This is a genomic window from Chamaesiphon sp. VAR_48_metabat_403, assembly GCF_031422475.1.
In the GTDB taxonomy this organism is placed as follows: domain Bacteria; phylum Cyanobacteriota; class Cyanobacteriia; order Cyanobacteriales; family Chamaesiphonaceae; genus Chamaesiphon.
Window position 1 is genome coordinate 1 of the sequence record NZ_JANPLS010000429.1, and the last position, 17,572, is coordinate 17,572.

23 protein-coding genes and 1 pseudogene are annotated in these 17,572 nt (G+C 44.1%); 12 read left to right on the top strand and 12 right to left on the bottom strand.

The window, feature by feature from the left end; translation table 11 throughout:
• Positions 1-21: 21 nt before the first annotated feature.
• The gene (locus RMO79_RS20385; protein WP_310485100.1) at positions 22-354 is read right to left on the bottom strand and encodes a hypothetical protein; all 333 of its coding nucleotides are present in this window, start codon (positions 352-354) and stop codon (positions 22-24) included.
• A gap of 151 nt (positions 355-505) precedes the next feature.
• On the opposite strand from RMO79_RS20385, the gene RMO79_RS20390 reads away from it, so the two are divergent.
• The 3 genes from RMO79_RS20390 to RMO79_RS20400 are packed head-to-tail and all read left to right on the top strand — an operon-like array spanning position 506 to position 1,507.
• Positions 506-1,126 (top strand): recombinase family protein, encoded by a 621-nt coding sequence (locus tag RMO79_RS20390; protein WP_310485101.1) that lies wholly within the window; start codon positions 506-508, stop codon positions 1,124-1,126.
• A complete protein-coding gene (locus RMO79_RS20395) occupies positions 1,108-1,290 on the top strand; it encodes a hypothetical protein (protein WP_310485102.1) in 183 nt (60 codons plus the stop codon). The genes RMO79_RS20390 and RMO79_RS20395 overlap by 19 nt, the downstream gene beginning before the upstream one ends.
• Entirely contained in the window at positions 1,265-1,507 is a 243-nt protein-coding gene (locus tag RMO79_RS20400) for a hypothetical protein (protein ID WP_310485103.1), read from the top strand. The genes RMO79_RS20395 and RMO79_RS20400 overlap by 26 nt, the downstream gene beginning before the upstream one ends.
• Before the next feature lie 25 nt (positions 1,508-1,532).
• On the opposite strand, the gene RMO79_RS20405 is transcribed toward RMO79_RS20400, so the two are convergent.
• From RMO79_RS20405 to RMO79_RS24660, 4 genes are all read right to left on the bottom strand, one after another.
• Positions 1,533-1,697: a hypothetical protein gene (locus tag RMO79_RS20405; RefSeq protein WP_310485104.1), complete on the bottom strand. Its 165-nt coding sequence runs from the start codon at positions 1,695-1,697 to the stop codon at positions 1,533-1,535.
• A 29-nt stretch (positions 1,698-1,726) separates the two neighbouring features.
• A complete protein-coding gene (locus RMO79_RS20410; protein WP_310485105.1) occupies positions 1,727-2,119 on the bottom strand; it encodes a hypothetical protein in 393 nt (130 codons plus the stop codon).
• Between the two features lie 97 nt (positions 2,120-2,216).
• Complete coding sequence (locus RMO79_RS20415) at positions 2,217-2,837, bottom strand: hypothetical protein (RefSeq protein ID WP_310485106.1); 621 nt, start codon at positions 2,835-2,837, stop codon at positions 2,217-2,219.
• Positions 2,788-3,051: a helix-turn-helix domain-containing protein gene (locus tag RMO79_RS24660; RefSeq protein WP_396136645.1), complete on the bottom strand. Its 264-nt coding sequence runs from the start codon at positions 3,049-3,051 to the stop codon at positions 2,788-2,790. Before RMO79_RS24660 ends, RMO79_RS20415 begins: the two co-directional genes overlap by 50 nt.
• A 441-nt stretch (positions 3,052-3,492) precedes the next feature.
• Between RMO79_RS24660 and RMO79_RS20420 the strand changes: the two genes are divergently transcribed.
• From RMO79_RS20420 to RMO79_RS20445, 6 genes are all read left to right on the top strand, one after another.
• Positions 3,493-4,296, top strand: coding sequence for a hypothetical protein (locus RMO79_RS20420; protein WP_310485107.1), 804 nt, complete (start codon positions 3,493-3,495; stop codon positions 4,294-4,296).
• On the top strand, positions 4,289-4,543 hold the full coding sequence (locus tag RMO79_RS20425; protein WP_310485108.1) for a hypothetical protein: 255 nt from the start codon (positions 4,289-4,291) through the stop codon (positions 4,541-4,543). The genes RMO79_RS20420 and RMO79_RS20425 overlap by 8 nt, the downstream gene beginning before the upstream one ends.
• 325 nt (positions 4,544-4,868) lie before the next feature.
• On the top strand, positions 4,869-6,047 hold the full coding sequence (locus tag RMO79_RS20430) for a transposase (protein ID WP_310485109.1): 1,179 nt from the start codon (positions 4,869-4,871) through the stop codon (positions 6,045-6,047).
• 227 nt (positions 6,048-6,274) lie between these two features.
• Complete coding sequence (locus tag RMO79_RS20435; protein WP_310485110.1) at positions 6,275-7,261, top strand: ABC transporter ATP-binding protein; 987 nt, start codon at positions 6,275-6,277, stop codon at positions 7,259-7,261.
• A 76-nt stretch (positions 7,262-7,337) separates the two neighbouring features.
• Positions 7,338-7,568, top strand: coding sequence for a DUF433 domain-containing protein (locus tag RMO79_RS20440; RefSeq protein WP_310485111.1), 231 nt, complete (start codon positions 7,338-7,340; stop codon positions 7,566-7,568).
• Positions 7,565-7,936 carry a DUF5615 family PIN-like protein gene (locus tag RMO79_RS20445; protein WP_310485112.1) on the top strand — a complete coding sequence of 124 codons (372 nt, stop codon included), beginning with the start codon at positions 7,565-7,567 and terminating at the stop codon, positions 7,934-7,936. Before RMO79_RS20440 ends, RMO79_RS20445 begins: the two co-directional genes overlap by 4 nt.
• Before the next feature lie 26 nt (positions 7,937-7,962).
• Here RMO79_RS20445 and RMO79_RS20450 read toward each other — a convergent pair whose 3' ends face one another.
• The 3 genes from RMO79_RS20450 to folP all read right to left on the bottom strand — a co-directional run bounded on the left by RMO79_RS20450 (position 7,963) and on the right by folP (position 10,189).
• Positions 7,963-8,886, bottom strand: coding sequence for a bifunctional riboflavin kinase/FAD synthetase (locus RMO79_RS20450; protein ID WP_310485113.1), 924 nt, complete (start codon positions 8,884-8,886; stop codon positions 7,963-7,965).
• Positions 8,887-8,970: 84 nt separating this feature from the next.
• A complete protein-coding gene (locus RMO79_RS20455) occupies positions 8,971-9,261 on the bottom strand; it encodes a hypothetical protein (protein ID WP_310485114.1) in 291 nt (96 codons plus the stop codon).
• Between the two features lie 76 nt (positions 9,262-9,337).
• Positions 9,338-10,189: a dihydropteroate synthase gene (gene folP / locus RMO79_RS20460; protein ID WP_310485115.1), complete on the bottom strand. Its 852-nt coding sequence runs from the start codon at positions 10,187-10,189 to the stop codon at positions 9,338-9,340.
• Positions 10,190-10,360: 171 nt separating this feature from the next.
• On the opposite strand from folP, the gene RMO79_RS20465 reads away from it, so the two are divergent.
• On the top strand, positions 10,361-11,035 hold the full coding sequence (locus tag RMO79_RS20465; RefSeq protein ID WP_310485116.1) for a hypothetical protein: 675 nt from the start codon (positions 10,361-10,363) through the stop codon (positions 11,033-11,035).
• Positions 11,036-11,096: 61 nt separating this feature from the next.
• On the opposite strand, the gene RMO79_RS20470 is transcribed toward RMO79_RS20465, so the two are convergent.
• The 4 genes from RMO79_RS20470 to rplI all read right to left on the bottom strand — a co-directional run bounded on the left by RMO79_RS20470 (position 11,097) and on the right by rplI (position 14,868).
• Positions 11,097-11,468 carry a DUF2809 domain-containing protein gene (locus RMO79_RS20470; RefSeq protein WP_310485117.1) on the bottom strand — a complete coding sequence of 124 codons (372 nt, stop codon included), beginning with the start codon at positions 11,466-11,468 and terminating at the stop codon, positions 11,097-11,099.
• A gap of 28 nt (positions 11,469-11,496) precedes the next feature.
• Positions 11,497-13,302: a replicative DNA helicase gene (dnaB, locus tag RMO79_RS20475; RefSeq protein ID WP_310485118.1), complete on the bottom strand. Its 1,806-nt coding sequence runs from the start codon at positions 13,300-13,302 to the stop codon at positions 11,497-11,499.
• A 161-nt stretch (positions 13,303-13,463) separates the two neighbouring features.
• Complete coding sequence (locus RMO79_RS20480; RefSeq protein WP_310485119.1) at positions 13,464-14,270, bottom strand: hypothetical protein; 807 nt, start codon at positions 14,268-14,270, stop codon at positions 13,464-13,466.
• A gap of 139 nt (positions 14,271-14,409) precedes the next feature.
• Positions 14,410-14,868 carry a 50S ribosomal protein L9 gene (gene rplI / locus RMO79_RS20485; RefSeq protein WP_310485120.1) on the bottom strand — a complete coding sequence of 153 codons (459 nt, stop codon included), beginning with the start codon at positions 14,866-14,868 and terminating at the stop codon, positions 14,410-14,412.
• A gap of 257 nt (positions 14,869-15,125) precedes the next feature.
• On the opposite strand from rplI, the gene RMO79_RS20490 reads away from it, so the two are divergent.
• Together RMO79_RS20490 and RMO79_RS20495 are read left to right on the top strand one after the other, a co-directional pair.
• Positions 15,126-16,922 (top strand): ABC transporter ATP-binding protein, encoded by a 1,797-nt coding sequence (locus RMO79_RS20490; RefSeq protein WP_310485121.1) that lies wholly within the window; start codon positions 15,126-15,128, stop codon positions 16,920-16,922.
• Positions 16,923-17,435: 513 nt separating this feature from the next.
• Positions 17,436-17,572, top strand: a pseudogene (locus RMO79_RS20495) (DNA-binding response regulator); the annotation flags it as partial.

Sequence of the window (17,572 nt, forward strand, 5' to 3'; positions counted from 1 at the left end):
GAACCCATAACTCACATCCCATTAATAGTCATCCGGGGTGATGCCGCCACTAGCTTGAAGTTTGGCGAAATTAATACTGAGCGCGGTTTGTAAGTAGGTGCTTTGGACGTTGGCAATCGTCCGATATGTGAGCGAGTCGAAGCCCTGTGCGATGCTAATCGATTGGTCGGGATTGGTATTAAAAGCTTCGGGAGTTAAGAAGGTGCCTGCTTTTTTACAAATTGCGGCAAATACTCTCTCGCCGCCATTAGTTGCATCTGCCGTCATGGGGAGATCGGATTTTAGGATTGTAATTGTAGTCGCGGTTTGCGCCGCACCCGCGCCAAAAATTTCTTGAATTGTCGGTTCTGCCATGGTTAAATCCCCCACGAATGGGGGGTAAGGATTTTCTAATGTCTCGTCTATGGTGCCCACTGCGTAGATCGTGGGCATCATAACGAAGCGTCCAATTAATGATTAGGTTTGACGGACGCTAGAAATTACACCGGGTGGAGCGGCTTACAGGGTGGAAAATTTAGAGGGTAAAAATGGACGACTGCGATGTGCAATTTACGTTCGAGTATCGACCAAAGATCAAAATTGCGATCGTCAAGAGACTGAATTGGTATCTTATGCAGCTCGTTGCGGCTATGATGTTGTTGGAATTTTTCGAGAAATTGCCAGTGGTGCTAGAATCGACCGTCAGGAACGTAAAAAAATTATCCAGCTCGCTCGCAACCGTTCGATCGATCTCATTCTCGTCAGCGAGCTTACACGCTGGGGAAGATCGACGATCGACTTAATCGGCACTCTCCATCAACTTCAATCGTGGGGAGTAAGTTTGGTTGCCCAAAATGGCTTTCAGTTCGATCTATCTACTCCACATGGCAAGATGATCGCCAGCATCATGGCGACGTTGGCAGAATTCGAGCGCGATTTAATCAGAGAGAGGATTTCTTCGGGGATTGCTAACGCTAGGGCTAAGGGCAAAGTTTTTGGCCGTCCCCGTGGGGGAAAAGTCGCAAAATCTTGCGATCGCGTCAGAGCCATGAGCAAAAGTGGCAAATCTTACGCTCAAATTGGGCTAGAAGTCGGGATCTCGAAGAGTTCGGTGGGTAAATGCTTTGAATGCGATCGGGTGAAGTGATGGACGCACGTACCAAGTTACAGCTAGCTCTACTCGCCCTTGCCAACAGGCTAAGAGCCGAACGACTCCGCCAGCGCGATCGCCACAGCCCACAGCCACCACAGCCAGATAAACAGATAATTTATTGTCGAGATTGCGATGTCCCCGAAGGTATGGATTGGTAAACGTCCGAGTCAAGATAATTCAAAGCCAATCGTCGAGGTCTGGATGGTGATAATTCAAGGGGAGAACTATTACCCGATCGATGATAACGATCTAGACATTTACGGGCTGTACCTGACAGAATCCGAGGCGATCGAGGGCGCGATTCAATGCGCGGTTGAGTTGCTCTTAAAACCCTACCAAATTACCGATCGCGCTCCTCTAGAGATTAGGGGATAGGGGATTGGGGATTGGTTGTTAAAACTTAGATGTCGTCATCGAACATCCCGATATAAATCAGCATCGAATCTTCGGGATCTGAATCTTTGGGAGTAACTTTTTTAACGATCGGCTGTTGCCACGCGATCGTCAATCCGATTTTAAAAACTACCAACTGAATTGGAAACCGGACGCGATAGTTTTTAAACACTAAAAAAATTGCCCTGATGATTAGAGCAATTATAGCGAGTTGTGTCCGGTTAATTTATGCATTTTCTCAATGGCTCTATCCCAGTCTTTAGCCAGATATGTCGATCGATACTTTTTAGTCTCTGGGTCGATCCAGCGTAAATAATAGTAATGATATATGCCTCTGGCTTTAAGTTCGATCGATCCAAACATCCCGGCATCCCACCTAGCCTGTTGAGTGGGGGTCAGCCTGTCGTAATCGATCGCCTGAAATAGGGTTTTTCTCACCCCAACGGTCGGTACTGTTGGGGTGATTAACTCCCCAGTCGGTAATGGTGGTAATCGGTTCTCTGTCGGCGGTTGGGGGTGAATGCTCAGTGCTAATTGTCGCACTTGAGTTTTTAAAATCGGTTTGGGTCTCGAAAAAATTTTTTGAGTTTGCATGGGTGGGAGCTGCCTCAAATAAAAAGCCCCTACAGCTAGGGGACGGGTGTCTATCTAATGACTGTTTGAGATGATTTACATTCATTATTCCTCACAACTATTCTACCCGATCGACTTTACCCAAACATCTGCTTCGTTTGACTTTCTCATCCCACCACCGCAGATATAAGAACAGATTCTTACCTCGTACCTTAATCTCGAACCAGCCTTTATTGGGGGGCATATATTTGGTAGATTTAGAGCGAGTGAGTAAATAATTTATCCCTTTAACTTTCACGCGACTTCGTTTATCTTCCGTCTGGTCTGCTAAGTCATGCCCCCCAATTCCTAATTTGGGGGGCATTTCTATTAAGGTCGGGGGAGATTCGATCGATAGTTCTAAGTTCGATCGATCTATTGGTTCGAGCCGATCGGTTACCTGATGCCCCCCAAATTCTAATTTGGGGGGCATGGTGTGGGGGAGAAATTTGGGGGGCATCCCTAAAATCCGATGCCCCCCAAATCCAGATCCGGGGGGGTCGGGATTCCTGGGGGCACCTTTTATAAGCTTATTTAAAGGTGAAATATCCCCATTTACGTCCCGATTCCAGTCCCCGGCAATTTCATCGATATTAGTATAGTTATGACGATCGAACTCACCCGGATCGAATAGCTGTTGTTGCAAGTCGCTAATTTTCATCACCTCCCATGTCGTCGGGGATTCCGGTGGTGTCTTCACCGAGATAAGACATTAGAACTTTGAGACTAACATCTAGCTCCCTGGCTAGTCTTATCAATGTGCTTGCTCTTGGATCGCTGTTAGTTCTACACCATTGGGAAATCATTGGCTGTTTTACTCCCATCCGATCGGCTAGCTCTTGCTGACTTATATTCCTTTCTCTGAGTAGCTCTTTCAATGTATTCTCTCTCTTCATGTCCAATTTCTTGGACATTGGGTTGATATTTTATAAGCTATAGCTTATTATTAATTATAAGCAATCACTTATACTAAATCAAGCACACTGTCCAAGCCCGTAATAGTAATTCGCACTTCCTATTTTCAGGCTTGGGCGTACCGAACGACTGTAATCTACCACCCGCTTACCACTGGTAAGCCTAGCGTGGCGTTAACTCGATCCAGCTTCCATCGATGGAAGGAAGCTAGCCTAGATGCTTATCAAGCGATCGAGAGTGTTTGAAAACTAGATCGATCGCTCCCCCAGTTGGGGGCATATTTCACATGGATAAAAATTGATGATATTAGAGGATGACGAGGGATATCTCCGGGTTAATTGTTCAATGTGCGGCAAATTTTTAGGCTACTGGGACTCAGACGAGGAAGATATAAATGCGCTTTGCTATGCCTGCGAATACGGATTAGATGAGGATGAAGAATGCTAAAAATTAACGACGGCGACGAGATTAGAGAGATGCAAATCTCCGATCTCATCCACGAGTTTGAAGGTGAAATCGATTATGACTGTTCGGGAGACATCGATGCGACCGAATATCATTTAATCGTCAGCCAGTACGCTTATATTAAGTTCGGGTTAATTCTCGAACGAGTCAGAAATCAGTGTTGGTGGCGCAATTGCGTTGAAAAGTTCCGCGATTTCAAGCAGTTCTGTCAGGCTAAAGTCAACCTGTCCATCTGGCAAGTTCTCAATGCGATTAAGTCAGCACAAGTCTGCGTGAAACTGGTAAATTTGGGATACACCGAATTACCCAGAAACGCATCTCAAGCTCTGAAGATGTCAGAACTACCCGAAGACAAATTAGCTGAAGTGTGGGGTAAAGTCCTGAAAAGTTGTGAAGGTCATAAAATTACCGCACTGGCGATCGAATCCCAGATTCATCCCGACAAAGAACCCACCAGCTCGACAATTAGATTACCCGCTCCATTGATGGAGAAACTGCAACGTCAAGCGGCTAATACTGGGGTCAGCTTGGCTGAATATTTGGGGGAACTGGTAGACGATCGGATAGCAGAAGAAAACAAGGTCGAACCTGTCGCTGGGTCGATCGATACCGAATTAGAATCGATCGTCAGTGCGATCGCCAAAACTGAGGTATCGATCGCACCACCGATCGTACCAGCCCAATCGTTAAGTCGATCGCTCGATAGTTTCAACGATCTGATGAACAATTTACTCCGCGGACTCATCCCGCCTGTAAATAGGAGATTCGCCCGTGAGTAAACGTAAGCCACATCGCAGAACGCCACAACCGGGAGATATCAAGATAATTTTATCGATCGAACTAACGGCGGGTTTACTTGTCGTACTGAGGGAAGGCTTAGAGCATCCCGATGTGATTGAAATGTCAGAACTGTATCAGAACATCAAGAGATTTACCGACGATCTGCAAAATAGCTTATTTGCCAGCCGCCCCGATCTATTGTCAACTCTCAAGCAACTAAATGACTCGATCGAGTCGTTAAATTAGCCAGTAAACCCGCCTGATGAGTCTCAACGACGAAATACCTATTTAGGTATCGCGGGTGGCTTCCAAACCCACCTTGCCCGGTCTATGTTGCTTGCTCGAACCTCAAGTAGAAGTGGATTTTTCCTTACCCCTTCATGGTGTGTAGCAAGTAACTATTATCGGATTCCCCCTAACCCTAAAAGTGAATTGGACGCTTGGGAGATTCTTGGGTTGCGATGGGGTTATCGGGGTATTTGTACCCCGATAAAATATCGCGAAGTTGGCATGAGAACACCTAATTCTCACTCCCTTAATTAACCTAGTTAATGCACCTATACAATTAAATATGATAACACAAAAAGTTATCGGCGCGGATGCCTGCAACGGTCGCCTCGTCTGCATCTCGCTCGATTCTCCCCCCTCTAGGGAAGAAGCGGGTCAGATTTATCGCGAGAAATCTCAGTATTTCGATGTCGATGTTTCGGCGGCTGGTTTGAGTTATTTACTATCACTTAAACCGGATGTGCTGGTACTCGAACCGACAGGAGTTAATTACATTAAGTTCTGGACGACTAAATGCGCTGAGGCTGGCGTTAAAATCGCGCTTGTCGGACACAAACAATCTCGGGAATATCGCAATAATTTGCGCTTGCCTGATAAAGATGATGAAGCCGACGCGCTGGCGTTGGCTTGCTATTATCTCGAACACCATGCCGATCCGATTCAGTTTGTCAGAATTCGCGATAGCGTCACATCTCAATTAAGAGATGCAGCCTTGCGGCTCAAGCATATTGACAGGATTCAGTCGCCGCTCATCAACCGCATCAAACAGGATCTCGCCTGGTCGATGCCGGAAGTTAGCGGCTCGGTGAATGCGGTACTGTTTTGGAAGTGGCTGGCGGGAGATGCCCGATCGCTAAAATATGACGCACTGGCGACCGAGACTTGTGGATTGGGGATTACCCAAAATATGCAAGCGATGGCTAAGTTACTAGTAGACCTATGGCGACAAAAGCGGATCGTCGAGTCAGAAATGTTGGAGTTATTAAACAATCCGAACTTCGATCGCGATCGTCAGGTGATGAAGCGGTATTCTTTACCCGACATCGCGCAAGCAATCCTCATCAGCCAGTATTACCCGCTGTCTAACTTTTTGGGTGAAGATGGGTGCGAAATTATGCAGCTTACAGGCTCCCGACGGACTGAGAATAAAACTCTCAAACCCGTCAGCCTGAGACGATTTCGCAAAGCGTTAGGTGTGGCACCCGTGCGGGAATCTAGCGGCAAATCTGCCACAAAAACCCGCAAAGCTGGCAGCCGCATCTGTAGAAATCAGTTATGGCTGTGGTCGATGTGTACCTTCGAGCGCAAAAAATCTAAAACCAAATCGGCAAACCCAGCCATGTGCGAACTAAACGCACTGTGGCTCAAAATCCGCGCCGAAAAGCATATCAAAGTCGCTCGCTCGACATTCGCCAGTAAGTTCGTCGAACGTCTGTTCTATGACTTGCTAGCCAATAGGTAACTAAAAAGTCGCTAGTATCAGAATACTAGCGACTTGTAAAATATCCCCAAAAAAGTTTAAAGTGAAGGGGTAATGAGACAGTTGCTCGACACAAACCCATTGAGGTGTTTTGCCCCGCTCCTGTGCCGCTCCTAGCGGAGAATTAAGCCAGGTTAGAGCAGGGGATCGGGTCGCTGGCGTTTCTGGCTGTCCATTGCAAATCTTCTACCCCCGATGCCGAACAGCTCATGACTCTTACTACTGAAACATTAGATCGATCTACGCCAGTTTACGATACCGCAGCCGCGATCGAGACCGATCGATTGGGCAAGGTATATCGCACTGGTTTTTGGCTCAACCGTCAAGTCGAATCGTTAAAAGACTGCACCTTAAAAGTTTACCAAGGGGAAACTTTTGGATTATTGGGTTTGAATGGTGCGGGTAAAACTACCCTGCTCAAAACATTATTAGGGATTGTCAAACCAACCTCTGGTAGAGGGTCACTCCTCGGCAAACCGTTGGGAAATCGATCGATTAAACAACAGATCGGCTATTTACCCGAAAATCCATATTTTTATGACTTTCTGACTGGCTGGGAATTATTAGAATACACGGCTGGCTTATTTGAAATTCCCCGATCGGTTCAAAAGCAACGCATTCCGGCATTATTAGATCTAGTTGGTTTAACTCGTTCTGCCGCTCAGAAAAAGCAACTCCGTCAGTATTCTAAAGGGATGGTGCAACGGGTTGGGCTGGCACAAGCTTTAATTAACGATCCCGACCTAATTTTTCTCGACGAACCGATGTCTGGATTAGATCCGCTAGGGCGCAAACAAATGCGCGATATTATTGTCTCTTTAGGCGATCGCGGTAAAACGGTTTTCTTTAATAGTCACGTTCTGACAGAAGTCGAACAAATTTGCAGTCGGGTGGGAATTTTAGCGCGCGGCGAATTAATTTGCTGCGGTACTTTATCAGAGTTGCTAACTAATACCGATCGATATTACGATGTTTCCGGTCGTGGTGGGAATCGCGAAATTCTCGCTCGTTGGATTAGCGATCTCGATTATCACGATGATATTTGGCATGGCAAAATTCGAGGCGAACCGCAAGAGTTTTTAGCAACACTCAAATTGTTAGAAGCAGAGTTAATCTCGCTCAAGCAAGGACGTGCCTCGTTAGAAGAGTTTTTTATGGAACAAATGGAAATCCGCGATATTCGATCGAGTACTTGATTTTAATTTCGATCGACTGCTACGGATGTCAAGCTATAATAAAAATGAGGATTGAAAAACTTAGTCTAATTCAACTATGCAGCAGCTATCTCGCATTACATTTAACCCAGAAGTAATGGGTGGTAAACCTTGTATTCGAGGTTTGCGAGTTACAGTTGGTACCGTGGTTGGATTAATGGCATCTGGAAGATCGATCTCCGAAATTTTGCAAGCTTATCCTTATTTGGAAGCAGCGGATATTTATGAAGCTCTCTCTTATGCAGCTTGGCGTGTTGAAGAGATCGAAGTACCGCTAGCCTTAATATGAAGATTCTCATAGATATGAATCTATCTCCCGATTGGGTAGATGCATTTGCAGCAGCGGAAATAATATCCGTTCACTGGTCGAAAATTGGCGATCCCGCAGCTAAAGATATAGTCGTTATGGCGTATGCCCAGACAAATAACTATATTGTATTTACAAACGATTTAGATTTCGGAACGTTATTAACAATTCAACAAGTAAATTGCCCGAGCGTGGTTCAAATCCGCACTCAAGATCTATTACCTGTTAGTATCGGTAATATAGTTATTTCGGCATTACAACAGTTTCGATCGGAACTAGAAATAGGTGCTTTAGTAACAATCGATAGTTCGCGGTTAAGAGTCAGAATTTTACCGATCGTTCGCGGCTAGTCAAATAGAAAAAAATTGGCAGAGATTTAAATCGATTGGCTTTGAAAAAATTCTTTAGCGGCTTTGCAGTCAGCTTGAATTTGATTGGTAAGTGCGGCAAGATCTGGGAATTTTTGTTCCGATCGCAAAAAGTGATGCAGGTGAACTATAAGTTGTTGCTCGTATAAATTGCCATCCCAGTCGAGTAAATGAACTTCGACGGTGGTGTTTACTCCATCTACTGTAGGACGTTTGCCGATATTCATTACCCCTGGTAATTGGGTAGCCGTAGGAGTATCCACGCGCACGCAATAGACACCCTGACGCGGTAAAAACTTGTCGGGTGGATACTTGAGATTAGCAGTCGGAAACCCGATCGATCGACCGATTTCTTGCCCATTTACAACCGTCCCGACGATCGAGTAATATCGACCTAATAATGCGCGGGTTAGTTGTAAATCCGCAGCTAATAATGCCGCCCGAATTCGCGAACTACTAATCCGACTATCGCCATCTATTGCTAGTGGTACAATCTGCGTTTGAATCCCCAGATTCGCCGCTAGCGCAACTAAATCTGTCGCTGTACCAGCACGTTGATTGCCAAACCGAAAATCTGCGCCCACGCTAATAAATTTAGCCTGAATTTGACGATCTAAAATCCGATCGACAAATTCTTCCGGCGATAACTTTACTAACTCACAATCGAATGGTAATAAAATTAGCTGGTCGATACCCAACCCTTCTAAAATTATCACTCGTTCTGAATGGGGCGTGAGTAATTGACGCTGCTGTCCGGTAAAATATTGTTGGGGGTGCGGATCGAAAGTCACCACTGTTTTGTAAGTACTTTTATTATCCCACTTCAAGACAGGTTCGATCGTCTCTAGATGACCCCGATGAATGCCGTCAAAGTTGCCTAGCGCAATTGCTGTGGGAGTCAATATCCGATCGAGAGATGAGGTAATCTGCACTTTTATTTATTACTATTTGGCGATCTATCGATCGATTGGCTGTTGTTTTTAGAGTAGAATTTTACCGAACTATCTATCGTCAGGTTAGTTTCCCAAACCCGTAATATGCTGCAAAATAATGTCGGTTTTTCCTTCAAGACTATCGATTTTCCCTTCAAGTCTGGCGATATCTGTCTTCATGACAGCAATATCCGAGCTGATGGCATCGGATTTATCTTGAAGTTCGTCTAGTTCGTCATATACTTGCCCAAAAGCCTCATCGATACTTTTGGCTGGCATCTGAGTCGCTTCTAAACGTTGGATTCGCCAATCCATTTCGCGGACTCTCTGTCTGAGATCTCGATCTGGTCGGTTTGATTCGGGTAAGTTGGTCATGACAATCGATATTTTAAACCCTTCTCTATTTTCTCATTATTTTCAGTCAAGTGCTTGCACCGATCTCAGCTAGCTCCTAATTTCTAAACATGACATCGGCAACCCGACTTACATCGACCATTTCTGCCACGTCATGAACGCGGAGAATGTCTGCACCCTTAGCAATTGCCGCACAGCAGGCGGCTGAGGTGCCCCACAAGCGTCGTTCTGGGTCTGGTTGGTTTAAAATCTTCCCGATGAAGCTTTTACGCGATACACCGACTAATAGGGGCAAATCTAGACTCTCGAACCGATCTAAGTGGCGAATGATTTCGATGCTCTGCTGATATTGTTTGGCGAAACCAATACCAGGATCGAGAATAATTTTAGCTCGATCGATCCCAGACTTCACGGCTCGATCGATTTGCGTCTCAAAGTAGGCGATAATCTCCCCAACGACATCATCATAGTCGGTCATCTGTTGCATCGTCGCAGGCGTTCCGCGCATGTGCATCATCACATATGGAACACCCAGTCGGGCGACTGTGGCAAACATCTCATCATCAAACTGTCCGCCAGAAACATCATTGACAAGATCCGCACCAGCCGCAATTGCCGATCGAGCGACGCTGGCTTTGGTAGTATCGATCGAAATGGTAGTACTCTGAAGATCGGGATGTTGGCGAATGCTCTCAATTACCGGAATCACCCGCGCTAATTCGGTTGCTTCATCGACAGGTATCGCACCAGGTTTGGCAGACTCACCACCGATATCGATAATATCTACACCCGATCGTACCATCTGGATTGCTTGCGCGATCGCCGCATCCACCGTCACAAATTTTCCCCCATCGCTAAAACTATCGGGCGTAACATTCAATACGCCCATAACATAAGTTCGCTCGCCCCATCTGAAATTTCTACCTCGAAGGGGTAATGATTTGGTCATAATATCTCCAGCCAGATTAGTTTGTTAGTGTGGGGAATCGAGATCGATCTGTACGATAGTTGAAAAAATTGCATTCAGTCGATCGCACCATACATAATTTACTAAAAGTCCGCCAATATTATCTAGATCCACTGTAACTGCGAGTGTCTAGCTCGCAAACCATTACATCATATGCAAAATCGATACCCACATTTTTCTTGGAGCGTGACTGGCGTTGGCATCTTATTCGCACTTTTCGTCCCGACTGTGGCAAATACAGCAGTAGTCACGAGTAACTTGCCAATATCGCCAACAGCGATCGCCCGTCTAGATCTAACTCCCCCATCTCAATCTAATTCTCCCACAAATTCGCGTCCGCTCTTGAAAATTGGCGGTCTCAAAAATTATCGGCATCCTAGTAACCTATTCTCGATCGATGTGCCTCAAAAATGGCAATTTGAGAATTTAAGTAAACCCAAGCATGTCAGAGTTCAGTGGCAAGATGTTAATAAAGAGGGTCTAGTTTGTGTCGAAATTTTCAATTTTTATCGTCAGCTTAATGAAGAAGAACTAGGTGCCGAACTTAGTAAGGTCATCGGACGAGTATATAAATCTTATCCTCAATTAAATATCAGTCTACCCGTTACGCAACCGAATGGAGCAGTGCGCGTCACATGGTCGTATCGAGATAAATCCAGTAACGGTTCGATAGTTACTTATACTGGTAATAGTTTTATGAGGCAGGTTAGTGGTAGAATTTCGGCAACTTATTATGTGGTACCATCTCCGCAATACACTCAATTAAAAGCTCCTTTAAATCAAATTATCAGAAGTTATCAAATAACTGAAGGAGTAGAAATACCTTAATTGATTTCGTTCTTACTATTAGCTCAAGATTTAGAACGAACAATCTCGAAACTCGATCGCGTCAATTTTTAGACCGTTTAGATTCGAGTCCGAGTACGGTCATCGTTCCTAGTATATAAGCGATAATATCTTTCCAGTCGAATGTACTACCGATCGCGATCGCAATAATCTTGTACTTTTCCAATCCTAAGAAATTGACCAATTTAAAATATTGTAAAATCTCGATCGTACAAGCAAATGCCAAAACAGATAATGCAGCGGTGTGATATCGAGTCTTCCAAAAAGTTCTCACCAAGCAATAAATCAGAATAACGACTAAAACATCTCCGATAAAAGGTCGGATAAAACTGTCGTTAATAAAAACAGCAATAAATACCTCTACTAGAAACAATCCGATCGTATAACAAGCATACCTTTTATTAAAAACTAACATTTAACATGAAAATACTCTACTCACACTTCTAATTCATCGGACGTGCCAAATTTTTAAACTTAGTTAAAGCCGGATCGAATACTAGTTTTACTACTCCAGTCGGCCCATTTCGATGCTTGGTAATAATTAGCTCAGTAATGTCTCGATCGGGCGTATCGGGATTATAATAAGCATCACGATATAGCATAATAATTAAATCTGCGTCTTGTTCGATCGAATTGTGCGCGATGATGTTATTTGCAACGAAATTATGAAAGCGCGGCACAGTCAGATCGTACACGTCTGATTCTCCGTCGGGAGTAATAGAAACGATCTTATCCCAATAAATATCGCTATTCGCTAGTTTTTCAATTTCGCTCGATGGCTCCAAATTAGGATGTATATTTCTAGATATTGCCATGATATCATTAACTACTAACTCATCTAATCTCTTCCAGCCATTAACAGTTAGAAATTGATGGTTTCCTGTTGCTCTAATTCTTCTTCCTGACTGCGTATCTAATTTCCAAACTGGTTTGACACCTGTTGCAAAAGCATTACTGACTATCGCTCTTTGAAGCTGCATACTATTTTCATCTAGTGCCCAAACTGAAAAATTAGATTCGTCAACTAAATCGCGAATCGGAATCTGAATACCAGTATCAGCAATTGTAATTAGAGTATCACCAGTTAAGCACCCAGACTCTCTCAAATCTGACATCATTGGACGCTTATTATTTCTAGCTTCAACACCACGACTTAATTGCGACAATGCAATTAATGGAACTTGTAATTCTCGTGCCAATCCTTTCAGACTTCGGGTAATTTTAGAGATTTCCTGAACGCGATTATCGCTACTACCTTCCATCAATTGGAGATAGTCGATCATAATCAATCCCAATTGTCCGCCATGCTCTGCTTGAATTTTACGAGCTTGACTTCGCATCTCCATTACCATCATACTGGCATTATCATCGATATAGATTGGTAGCTCAGAAATCCTGTCTATTGCTTTATATACCGAGTCCCATTCATTTTGACTAATTCGCCCAGCACGCAACCGATTGCTATCTACTCCCGCTTCACTTGCAATCAATCTTTGGACTAATTGATCCTTAGACATTTCCAAACTAAATACTAATACTGGCTGTTGATGAAGTCTTGCCATATTATAGGCAATATTGAGGCTGATGGCCGTTTTCCCCATTGACGGACGACCTGCAATAATAATCAGATCCGATCGTTGAAAACCGCCAGTCATTCCATCTAAATCGCTAAAATCGCTGGTCAATCCTGGGGGAATAAGTTGGTCGTGACGATCTTGAATATCTTGGTAAGTTGTCGCGACGATTTCTTTAATCGGTGTTAGCCCTTGCTTGGGTCTAGCCTGCGTCAAATTAAGAATTTGTTGTTCCGATTCATCGAGGACGATTTCTAACGGTCGATCGGCTGCAAAGCCCAACTGGGTGACTTCCGTACCTGCTTTAATCAACTCGCGGCGGATATATTTATCCATCACCAAAACAGCGAGGGAGTCGATATTTACCGCGCTGACTGTCCGTTCAAGTAGTTGAATTAATTTCGCCTGTCCGCCAATTTTTTCGAGCTGGTTGCGATCGATTAACCAGTCGGTAACTGTGAGTAAATCTGTCGGTTTGCCATGACTATTAAGATCTAAAGCCGCCTTGTAAATATCAGTATGCGTGGGGATATAAAAGGCTTCGGGAATCAATTTTTCGGCAACTCGTCCGATCGCTTCTGGATCGAGTAAAATACCACCAAGAATGGCTTCTTCAACTTCAATATTCTGGGGGGGAATCAGATTTGTCGATCGAAAGTTTGGTGTGTCTGCCATTGGAGAGGAAGCGTAGGGGATAGAACCCACCCCTGCCCCTCCGAGGAGGGGAATAAGAGCGAGATAATATTAGTAGTGGTACCCGATTTCACACGTCGATAGTACTATTATACCACATTTGTTCGATCTGATGTGGAATAGATCGAGACGACTACTCCGATTTACTTTCTTAATTCTGAATAAGCTTTTTCTTTGTCCTGAAGGAATTGAAACTGCTCGTTAATGGCATTCGATCTCGTTGCAAACTGTAACTTCCAGGCTGCTGGTTCAGAGATAGTATCGGGGTCGAATTTTGCCAATTCTGCTCCAATTAAAATTTCCCCAATTAACTTAAAGCATTCATGATGAAGCTGTTTTGCATTTTCGATCGTCTCCTCAATTTGTGCGACTATTTTAGAATAGTCGAGAACTTTTTCAGCATAAACTTCCGATAAGCTTGCTAACTTTTTTGCTTGTCTTAATTCTTCAATTTTTTGCTTAAATTCTTCAATTTTTGGGTCGATTTGATACATTGTTTTGAGCGAATAAGACACCTGCTTTGCTGTTTCCAGCTCTCGGTAAGAATTATTCTTGACTCGATCGGGATCTTTAACTCGATCGAATGAATGATGTGATTCGGTAAGCTCGACCTTGCCATTATTTAGCACCGCTCGAACTGTATTAATTACTTCATTAGTAACGCCCAATGGAATAACATATATCTTAGATTCGGGAACGAATAGGACATCACTATCGGCTATTTCCCTGCGTCGAGCTAATGTAATTTTCTGAAAAATATTACAACTAGTAACTCCCACAATTATTATACCGATCGATAGTTGCCAGTAAGAGATAGCTATGTATGCTGCGAGCAAAAATGCGGCAGTTAGTCCTGAAATTACTTTAAAATTGGATAGTAACTTATCCTGTTTTATAAATTTTAATATAACTGCTGGTAGCTCGATTTGAGGGAAATATGGCTGAGACATACTAATATTTTGCTCATCTAGTTTGATGTCAAACCTATAGTACCCACAGCCTACGATTTACCTGACAACTAAAGCTGAATTTGGATTTGCTACGCAATCGCCAAACGTTAGCGTAGCCGATCTCACAGAACGACAAAACTTACTTAGCGACAACTTCGATCTCGACGGTAACGACGACTTCGGGGTGGAGCTTGAGTTCGGCTCTGTAGGTGCCGAGTTTAGCTACGTCCGGCATGGTAATATCGCGTTTGTCCACTTCTTGAGTAGTGGTAGATTTGATGATGTCAGCGACTTCCGCAGTTGTAACCGTACCAAAAATTGCTTCGTTTTCACCAACTTGCTTGGCAATGGAGAATTTACCAGCTTTTTCGATTGCTGCTTTTTGAGTCAGAGCGACTTCTTTTAAGGCGAGTAACCGCAACCGCTCGATCTCGCGCCGCTTTTCGGCTTGCTTGAGAATGCCTGGAGTGACGTTGGTGGCAATCTTTTGGGGGAGGAGATAGTTTCTGGCATAACCAGGTGCTACTTCAACTAGATCGCCATTTTTGCCCAATTTGCGGACATCTTGGGTTAAAACTAACTGTACGCGCTTTGCCATATTGATTTCTATTTAAGCTTTCTGAGCTATATTTGAGATGGTGCCACAAACCTCTGATTTTATCACACAATCCTCATCTGTGTTAGGTATTAGGCTTTAGGGAATAGGGTAGGCATTTAATATCAACTCCTTCTCCCCACACTCCCAGTCCCCCAGCCCCCCAGCCCCCCCGTCTGTCTTGAAAAGGTGCTCTACTTGGGGAAACCCCAAGACCGCACTTTTCGCTCCCAGTCCCCCAGTCCCCCAGTCCCTAATCAATGTCGCGTTTTCAAAAACTGCTCAACTATCTCAACCCCTATAAGTGGCAAACTGCACAAGGTATCTTTGCACTATTTATAGTCAATGCTTTGAGCGTGTATATCCCGCTGTTAATTAGGGAAGGGATCGATTTGCTTAAAGATGATTTTACTAGCGATTATCTCACTCGACTGGCGATCTTTATTGTCGGATTGACTACAATTATGTGGGTTGTCAGGATGATTTCGCGGATTGCAATATTTGGTGTTGGTAGGAAAGTCCAATCGAAGATGAAGCAAGATATCTTCGAGCATTTGCTCCGGTTGGAACCAGGATACTATGCAACGACTACGGTAGGCGATTTAGTCAATCGATTTACCAGCGATGTCGAAAATATCATGCGATTGGTTGGTTTTGCGGTATTGAGTACGGCAAATATTATTTTTGCGTATGCGTTAACTTTGCCAGCAATGTTATTGATTAATATTAAGTTGACGGTGATGGCATTAGCAGTCTATCCGCTGATGTTAATTGTCGTCCAGCTATTTAGCGGACAACTCCGCACGCAACAGGTTACCGTGCAAGAATCGATCTCAGATTTGAGTGAGTTGATTCAAGAAGATATGAGTGGTATCTCCTTAATTAAGATCTACGCTCAGGAAGAAAACGAGCGTAAGGCTTTTCGCCAGAAAAACCAAGAATTATTCACAGCTAATCTCAAGTTAGCCGAATTAAGAAATACTATTTTTCCAATTATTCAGGGGTTAGCTTCGATTAGTTTATTGGTCTTGTTATGGCAAGGCGGACTAGCAATCGCAAACCAAGATGTCAGTCCAGCTCTAAATTTGTCTTGGCAGACTGGGATTTCGATCGTCTCTAAAAAAACAACTGTCGGCGACTTCTTGTCGTTAATTATTTTCGCGCAAAATCTGATTTTCCCCACTGCCTTATTAGGATTTACAATTACGGCATATCAACGCGGAGAAGTCAGTATCGATCGAGTCGAAGCTATCCTGTTCAATCGTCCTAAAATTGCCGATCTGCCGACATCGATTCATCTAGATAAACCGATGTTAGGTGAAATCAGCGCGCGCGATTTTACATATACATATCCCGGATCGGAAACGCCGACCCTCAAACACCTTGATTTTACAATTGCCGCAGGCGAAACGATCGCGATCGTCGGGCCGATTGGGGCGGGTAAATCGACGCTGGCGAATGCATTACCCCGCTTATTAGAAATACCAGCACAGAGCTTATTTATCGACGGTTACGATTTGAGTACATTGAGTTTAGCCGACTTGCGGGGGGCGATTGCCTACGTACCGCAAGAGAGCTTTCTATTTAGTACCTCGATCGAGAATAACATTCGCTATGGCAATCCTACCGCCAGTGACGCTACCATCGAAGCCGCCGCCAAATTTGGTCAGATTCACGGCGAAATCCTTAACTTTCCGCAGAAATACGATACAATTGTTGGCGAACGCGGCATTACCCTCTCTGGCGGACAACGCCAACGGACGGCATTAGCGCGGGCATTATTACTCGATGCACCGATTCTGATTTTGGATGACGCGCTCTCTAGTGTAGATAATCAGACAGCTACCGCCATTCTCCAAAACCTTTCCAAATCCGGACAAAAACGCACGGTAATTTTTATCACCCATCAATTATCCGCCGCTGCAACCGCCGATCGCATTTTAGTGATGGATAAAGGTGAAATCGTCCAAATGGGTACCCATCAGGAGTTAATCGCCACACAAGGTTTATATCAATGGCTGTGCAATCAAAACCAGTTAGAAGAATTATTGCACTAGTAGCCCGAATCGTCGTTAAAGATATTTATAGTTGGGAGGATGAGAGCTAAAAATAGACAACTGCTCTCAATTGTATCGATCGTCGATTTGACATTAACTAGCCACGATTTGCCAGTTCTAATTTGACACTGGCAAAGGAGTAAATTAAATCGTTACCACTCGATCGCAATCTTAGAGTATTATCTATAGACACCTGTGTTCTCAAACACGTTGGTTACTTAACTCTGGCTCGATCGGAAATTCACTCATCCAAAAGTTTGATTGTCTGGTGGAGATTGCGAGGTTAGCCCATCTTGCGCGTAGACTACACAGCAAAAATCGTGCTAATCTAGCTCGATCGATTCGCTCGTTGAGATTTGCCTCACCATCGGCTAGCAACTGGGAACGATCGGATCTTTACCCTCCGCCATTATTTTGGTTGAATAAGTTAAAGATCGGCTAGCATCGCGACCCACGTAGGTGGTTAAATACAAATTATCGATCGTTAAAACGGTTAACTCTAGTCAGAAGATTATGAAAGCAGTTGGTGGAAAAGACCGCAAGCGACTACTATTAATCGATGATGACCCCAATCTCATCTTATTAGTCAAAGATTATTTAGAGTTTCGAGGCTATGAGGTACAGACCGCCGACAATGGTAAAGAAGCTCT

Coding starts and splice junctions, on each gene's coding strand:
- RMO79_RS20385 (WP_310485100.1), bottom strand. CDS start 354: ATGGCAGAACCGACAATTCAAGAAATTTTTGGCGCGGGTGCGGCGCAA.
- RMO79_RS20395 (WP_310485102.1), top strand. CDS start 1,108: ATGCGATCGGGTGAAGTGATGGACGCACGTACCAAGTTACAGCTAGCT.
- RMO79_RS20400 (WP_310485103.1), top strand. CDS start 1,265: ATGTCCCCGAAGGTATGGATTGGTAAACGTCCGAGTCAAGATAATTCA.
- RMO79_RS20410 (WP_310485105.1), bottom strand. CDS start 2,119: ATGCAAACTCAAAAAATTTTTTCGAGACCCAAACCGATTTTAAAAACT.
- RMO79_RS24660 (WP_396136645.1), bottom strand. CDS start 3,051: ATGTCCAAGAAATTGGACATGAAGAGAGAGAATACATTGAAAGAGCTA.
- RMO79_RS20420 (WP_310485107.1), top strand. CDS start 3,493: ATGCTAAAAATTAACGACGGCGACGAGATTAGAGAGATGCAAATCTCC.
- RMO79_RS20430 (WP_310485109.1), top strand. CDS start 4,869: ATGATAACACAAAAAGTTATCGGCGCGGATGCCTGCAACGGTCGCCTC.
- RMO79_RS20435 (WP_310485110.1), top strand. CDS start 6,275: ATGACTCTTACTACTGAAACATTAGATCGATCTACGCCAGTTTACGAT.
- RMO79_RS20440 (WP_310485111.1), top strand. CDS start 7,338: ATGCAGCAGCTATCTCGCATTACATTTAACCCAGAAGTAATGGGTGGT.
- RMO79_RS20445 (WP_310485112.1), top strand. CDS start 7,565: ATGAAGATTCTCATAGATATGAATCTATCTCCCGATTGGGTAGATGCA.
- RMO79_RS20455 (WP_310485114.1), bottom strand. CDS start 9,261: ATGACCAACTTACCCGAATCAAACCGACCAGATCGAGATCTCAGACAG.
- folP (WP_310485115.1), bottom strand. CDS start 10,189: ATGACCAAATCATTACCCCTTCGAGGTAGAAATTTCAGATGGGGCGAG.
- RMO79_RS20465 (WP_310485116.1), top strand. CDS start 10,361: ATGCAAAATCGATACCCACATTTTTCTTGGAGCGTGACTGGCGTTGGC.
- RMO79_RS20470 (WP_310485117.1), bottom strand. CDS start 11,468: ATGTTAGTTTTTAATAAAAGGTATGCTTGTTATACGATCGGATTGTTT.
- dnaB (WP_310485118.1), bottom strand. CDS start 13,302: ATGGCAGACACACCAAACTTTCGATCGACAAATCTGATTCCCCCCCAG.
- RMO79_RS20480 (WP_310485119.1), bottom strand. CDS start 14,270: ATGTCTCAGCCATATTTCCCTCAAATCGAGCTACCAGCAGTTATATTA.
- rplI (WP_310485120.1), bottom strand. CDS start 14,868: ATGGCAAAGCGCGTACAGTTAGTTTTAACCCAAGATGTCCGCAAATTG.
- RMO79_RS20490 (WP_310485121.1), top strand. CDS start 15,126: ATGTCGCGTTTTCAAAAACTGCTCAACTATCTCAACCCCTATAAGTGG.